This window comes from Micromonospora sp. 4G55 (genome assembly GCF_016803375.1).
Genome location: NZ_JAEVHN010000528.1, coordinates 1 through 4,359, shown reverse-complemented (window position 1 = coordinate 4,359; position 4,359 = coordinate 1). Strand labels below are relative to the sequence as shown.

The 4,359-nt window shown below is 73.8% G+C and carries 6 protein-coding genes and 1 pseudogene; 3 read left to right on the top strand and 4 right to left on the bottom strand.

Going from position 1 to position 4,359, the window contains the following annotated elements:
* On the bottom strand, positions 1-219 hold a 219-nt coding region (locus JNW89_RS29040), incomplete at its 3' end, for a hypothetical protein (RefSeq protein WP_238451521.1).
* A gap of 56 nt (positions 220-275) precedes the next feature.
* On the opposite strand from JNW89_RS29040, the gene JNW89_RS39180 reads away from it, so the two are divergent.
* The 3 genes from JNW89_RS39180 to def all read left to right on the top strand — a co-directional run bounded on the left by JNW89_RS39180 (position 276) and on the right by def (position 2,168).
* A complete protein-coding gene (locus tag JNW89_RS39180; RefSeq protein ID WP_375155162.1) occupies positions 276-407 on the top strand; it encodes a chorismate-binding protein in 132 nt (43 codons plus the stop codon).
* A 448-nt stretch (positions 408-855) separates the two neighbouring features.
* Positions 856-1,611, top strand: coding sequence for a TetR/AcrR family transcriptional regulator (locus JNW89_RS29030; RefSeq protein WP_238451520.1), 756 nt, complete (start codon positions 856-858; stop codon positions 1,609-1,611).
* A 47-nt stretch (positions 1,612-1,658) separates the two neighbouring features.
* Entirely contained in the window at positions 1,659-2,168 is a 510-nt protein-coding gene (def, locus tag JNW89_RS29025) for a peptide deformylase (protein WP_238451519.1), read from the top strand.
* Positions 2,169-2,216: 48 nt separating this feature from the next.
* On the opposite strand, the gene JNW89_RS29020 is transcribed toward def, so the two are convergent.
* The 3 genes and pseudogenes from JNW89_RS29020 to JNW89_RS29010 all read right to left on the bottom strand — a co-directional run.
* The gene (locus tag JNW89_RS29020) at positions 2,217-3,179 is read right to left on the bottom strand and encodes an HYR domain-containing protein (protein ID WP_238451518.1); all 963 of its coding nucleotides are present in this window, start codon (positions 3,177-3,179) and stop codon (positions 2,217-2,219) included.
* 121 nt (positions 3,180-3,300) lie between these two features.
* Positions 3,301-3,561, bottom strand: a pseudogene (locus JNW89_RS39175) (hypothetical protein); the annotation flags it as partial.
* 325 nt (positions 3,562-3,886) lie between these two features.
* Positions 3,887-4,359, bottom strand: a 473-nt coding sequence (locus JNW89_RS29010) for a GNAT family N-acetyltransferase (RefSeq protein WP_238451516.1), incomplete at its 5' end; no start/stop codon positions are given.

Genomic DNA, 4,359 nt, shown 5'->3' with positions numbered 1-4,359 from the left:
TGCCGAGCACCTCGGCGATCTGCTCGCGTCGACCTCGCTGACGACGTCCAGGTCACCGGCCTTCCACTCCTTCTCCCGCTGCGCCCTGGAACCCGTCGGGCGCGGCGCCAGCACCTCGGCGATCTGCTCGCCGTCGACCTCGCTGACGACGTCCAGGTCACCGGCCTTCCACTCCTTCTCCCGCTGCGCCCTGGAACCCGTCGGGCGCGGCGCCAGCATGGGGGCGCTCGCTGGGTCGGCCCGGGCGCCTCGACCTGGGCCTGACCATCCGCACCGTGGCCGCCGACGCCGACCGGCTGCACGTCTGGGCCGGCGGGGGTATCACCTGGGACAGCGACCCGGACGCCGAGGTCGCCGAGGCGGCCGCCAAGGCCGCCCCGGTCCGCGCCCTGCTCGCCACCGGCTGACCGGCCCCGCCTCCCGGCGCTCGTCGGCCCTGACCGCCTGCCATCGGCCGCCCCAGCCTCTCGGTGGGCGGGCAGGCGCCCCCTGTGCGCCGCGGTGTGGCACGCGGCGCGGACGGTGGGTTGGCCCGCTGTGGAGCTGATGGCGCAGACGACTCAGGACCACGCGCCGGGTGATCCGTTGGCGTCATCAGCTCCGCAGCGTCCCGCACGACCGGTCTGGCCCGGGTGGGGGCATCCCGGCGAGGACGTCACCCGGGGTCAGCCGTCACGGACCGTCCGACGCAGGTGCCCGGGCTGGTGCCTCCGCGCAGGCTCGGTGGTCGGGCGGCAGGGCGGGCTGGGGATGCTCCGTTCCGGTCACGGCGGGGCGTTCACCGGTCCAGGTTCCGGTGGCGGCGCACGGCGAGCGGTGCACCGTACACCGTACGGGGGTCGGTAGGGTGGCGGCATGAGCGTCGAGTACAGCGGCACCGGGGATCCCGCGCGCAGCCTCGCCCTGCTCTGGCGCACCAGCGAGAAGGCCAGCCGCCGGGGCGGCGACCTGAGCGTGGACCGGATCGTGCGCGCCGCCATCGAGGTGGCCGACACCGAGGGACTGGTGGCGCTGTCCATGCGCCGGGTCGCCGAGCGCCTGGGGGTGGGCACCATGTCGCTCTACACCCACGTGCCCGGCAAGGGTGAACTGCTCGACGTCATGCTCGACACCGTCTACGGCGAGACCGCCCGCCCCGCCGAGGTTCCCGGCGGCTGGCGCGGCCGGCTGGAGCAGATCGCCCGGGAGAACTGGGCGCTCTACCTGCGCCACCCGTGGCTGCTGCAGGTCGCCACCACCCGCCCACCCCTGGGCCCCAACGTCACCGCCAAGTACGAGTACGAACTGCGCGCGGTCGAGGGTATCGGCCTGACCGACCTGGAGATGGACGCGGTGGTCACCCTCGTCGACGGGTACGTCCACGGCGCGGTGCGCGGCGCGGTGGAGGCCGCCCAGGCGGCGCAGCGCACCGGCATGACCGACGAGCAGTGGTGGCGGGCGCACTCGCCGTACCTGGAGAAGGTGATGGACCCGCAGCGGTTCCCCACCGCCGCCCGGGTCGGCACCGCCGCCGGACAGGAGTACCAGGCGGCCGGCGACCCCGTGCGGGCCTTCGAGTTCGGCCTGGCGCGCATCCTCGACGGCGTCGCCGTCCTGGTCGGCGAGCGCTGACCGGGGTGCGCCACCGCCGCCCGTGAGGCACGGATAGCCTTTCCGGCATGACCGTACGCCCCATCAGGATCATCGGTGATCCCGTCCTGCGCACCGCCTGCGAGCCGGTGACCAGCTTCGACGCCGAGTTGCAGCACCTCGTCGACGACCTGATGGACACCCTGCTGGGCGCGCCCGGCCGGGCCGGCGTGGCCGCGCCGCAGATCGGCGTGGGCGCCCAGGTGTTCGTCTACGACGCCGACGGCCACCGCGGACACATGATCAACCCGCGCATCGAGCTGTCCGACGAGACGCAGGACGACGACGAGGGCTGCCTGTCCATCCCCGGGCTGTACTTCCCGACCCGGCGGGCGATGCACGCCACCGTGCACGGCTTCGACCGGCACGGCGAACCGCTGACCATCTCCGGCAGCGGCTTCCTGGCCCGCGCGTTGCAGCACGAGACCGACCACCTGCGCGGCCGCCTCTACGTCGACACTCTCTCCGGCGACGTACGCCGCCGGGCGCTGCGGGAGATCCGCGCCGGCCGGTTCGACTCGCCCAGCCGGCACCGCTGACGACGCGGGGGCGGCCGACGGCCGCCCCCGCACCCGATCAGCCGCAGGTCACTTCGGCGGCGGGGCCACCAGGCAGATCGCCGTCGAGCTGTTGCCGAAGTTGTCCACGCCGGTGATCACCGCGTCGCCGCGCAGCGTCACCTTGTAGTCGACGTCGCCGGTGCCGTCCTTGACCCGGGACTGGGCACCCGGCGCCTGCACCAGCTTGATCTCGGTGCCGGCGGGGAACGGACCGAACTTCACCGTCGGGTCGGCGCTGTCACCGATGTAGACGTCCACCGCCGTGTCGACGATGTCGGTCGAGGTGAGCTGGTAGAACCCGTCCGGGTTGTACGAGCCGGGGATGTTGCCCCCGCTCGGGTTGTTCGTCGGCACGCACGCCGTGGCCGGTGCGGTGGTGTCGACCACCCGCATCGTCGCGGTGTCGCTGCCGGTGTTGCCGGCCGCGTCGGTGGCCGTGCAGGTCACCGTGGTGGCGCCGAGCGGGAAGGTGCTGCCCGACGGCGGCACGCACGTCGGCGTGAGCGGCCCGTCGACGTTGTCGGTCGCCGAGGCCGGGTAGGTGATGACCGCGCCGGCGGGGCTGGTCGCCTCGACGGTCCGGTCGTCCACGACCACCACCGGCGGGGTGACGTCGTTGACCGTCACGCTGATCTGCTCGACGAACGCCGGCCCACCGGAGAGCCCGTTGAGCAGGAAGTCCACCGTGCAGTGCAGGGTGGCGCCCTGCGGGGCGTTCCCGGCCACCGCGATGGTCTCGGCGAACGGCACGTTCGTGCCGCTCTGCTGGGTACGCGAGGCCGCGTCGAAGGTGACGGTCAGCCCCGGGTCGCAGGACGTCACCGTCGGGGTGACGGTGACGTCGAGGTCCCGCAGCCCGCTGAGGATGGCGTCGGTGACGGTCTCCGGGGCGCTGCCGACCAGCTGGCCGCCGGTCGCGGCGACCACCGCGCTGGCCTGCCCGCTGACGTCCAGGCCACCACCGCCGCCGCTGACGCTGACCGCCAGCACCTTCGCCTCGTCGGCCTGCAGGGCCGCGGTGGCCTGCGCCGAGGGTGTGCCCGGCGCTCGGGTCGTGGCTCGGGGCGTCGCCGACGAGCACCACGATCCGGCTGCTGCCGGAGCGGTAGGCGATCCCGCCGTCGGAGACCTGGAACAGCCCGTTCACCCACGCCTCGGGGGTGTCCCCGCCGCCGCCGGCGGACAGCCCGTTGACCGCGTTCTGCAGCGCGGCCGCGTCGTCGGTGAGGTTCTGCCGGACCCGGAACAGCTCCGCGCCGTCACTCTCGTCCCGGTACGAGGCCACCGCGAACTGCGCGCTCGGCTGCACCGACCGCACGTTGTTGATGACCTGCTGGAGGTTGGCCTGCACGTCACCGATGACGGTGCCCATGCTGCCGGTCGTGTCGACCAGCAGGACCACGTCCGGCTTCGGCGGGATCGGCGGGGTGGCGACCACCTTGGCGATGTCGATGCTCGTGCCCGGGTCGGCGTCGCGGTCCACGACGGCCGGGTCGACGCCCGGCGCCGCGAGCGCCGGCGCGCCCGCCATGGTCACCAGGGCCGCCACGGCGGCGGTGAGGACCGCCAACCGACTTCGACCCCGTACTGATGTCACTGCCATCTGTGCTCCTTCGGCTCCGCCGCGTCACGACGCGGCCTCTGCCAGGAGACGCTAGGGGTCCGGAGGGCACCTGCCCGTCCGACACATGCCCAGGTCAGGGTCGGGTTGTTGACCCGGCGTGGCGGCTGGACATGCTGTCTGTCACCGCAGTCAGCGTGTACTCGCCGAAGTCGGCGACCCGGCTGAAGCCGAGCCGTCGGTAGAGCCGCACGGCGGCGACGTTGTCGGCCTTGACGTTGAGGGTGACGTGGTCGACCTGGCCGCGCACCCGGGCGCACAGCGCGGCGACCACGGCGGCGGCCAGGCCCTGCCCGCGTACCCGGGGATGGGTGGTGACGTTGCCCAGCGCCGCCACCCGGTACGTGGGCGACCAGACGTGCACCCCGGCCACCGCGACCAGCTCACCCGCCTGCCGGATCCCCACGTACTGGCCGGTGGCCAGCATCCGCGGATCGAACCAGTTGCCCGGATACGCCACCGCGTAGAGGGCGCGCAGGGCCGGCAGGTCGGCCGCACCGAGCACCTCACCCGCCGGGGTGACCGTGGCCAGCCGGGCCGGGTCGGTCA

Excerpts from the sequence above, each read along its gene's own strand:
- JNW89_RS29030 (WP_238451520.1), top strand. The coding sequence starts at position 856 with ATGAGCGTCGAGTACAGCGGCACCGGGGATCCCGCGCGCAGCCTCGCC.
- def (WP_238451519.1), top strand. The coding sequence starts at position 1,659 with ATGACCGTACGCCCCATCAGGATCATCGGTGATCCCGTCCTGCGCACC.